The following is a 531-nucleotide window of genomic DNA, read 5'->3' on the forward strand; positions in this document are numbered from 1 at the left end:
CCCAATCCGACCGACTCAGCGCGCTTTCGATACTTCTACCACCTTCCCTTCTCCAGTCAAGTCTCCGACTCGCCAGCGCGGTCGGATTTGTGGTGCTGCGCATTGTTAGCCAGAGGTTTGTTTTGCAGTATCGAGGTCGAACAGTTCGCCTTCCTCACCGCTAATCTGGGCAGATAGTTTCTTGGCGACCGATGCCAAGCAAAGCCAAATTGAATCCGTAAGGTCATTATAGTCAGTAGCTCCGGCAACAATTCTTGAATTGAACGATGCTGTCCCGTTCCTGTCCCGCCACATAATAGCAGAATGCCACTGTCCAGTCTCAGAATCGAAGACTTCTGCATCTCCTTCTTTAGACTTCAAGCTGATCACTTCACCGGTCAAGGGATTCGTTAAGGTGTTAGATGCCGAACCCGCAAGTCTAATGCCTTCTGTTGAACCAACTACTTCTGACCACTGTTCAAGCGTAATTGGGTTCTCTGGCCGTTCGATTTTCAATGAGTATCCCATAGCGAATATTTTAGGCTAACGTTC

The 531-nt window shown here is 49.0% G+C and carries 1 protein-coding gene; it reads right to left on the reverse strand.

Annotated elements, in window-relative coordinates; genetic code table 11:
- Positions 1–105: 105 nt before the first annotated feature.
- Positions 106–507 (reverse strand): hypothetical protein, encoded by a 402-nt coding sequence (locus IE099_RS20690; RefSeq protein ID WP_189574782.1) that lies wholly within the window; start codon positions 505–507, stop codon positions 106–108.
- Positions 508–531: the final 24 nt, after the last annotated feature.

Origin of the sequence: Roseibacillus persicicus (assembly GCF_014651675.1) — a bacterium.
Classification (GTDB): domain Bacteria; phylum Verrucomicrobiota; class Verrucomicrobiia; order Verrucomicrobiales; family Akkermansiaceae; genus Roseibacillus; species Roseibacillus persicicus.

What these genes read in the sequence shown, in the direction of transcription:
- IE099_RS20690 (WP_189574782.1), bottom strand. Translation starts at nt 507, where the DNA reads ATGGGATACTCATTGAAAATCGAACGGCCAGAGAACCCAATTACGCTT.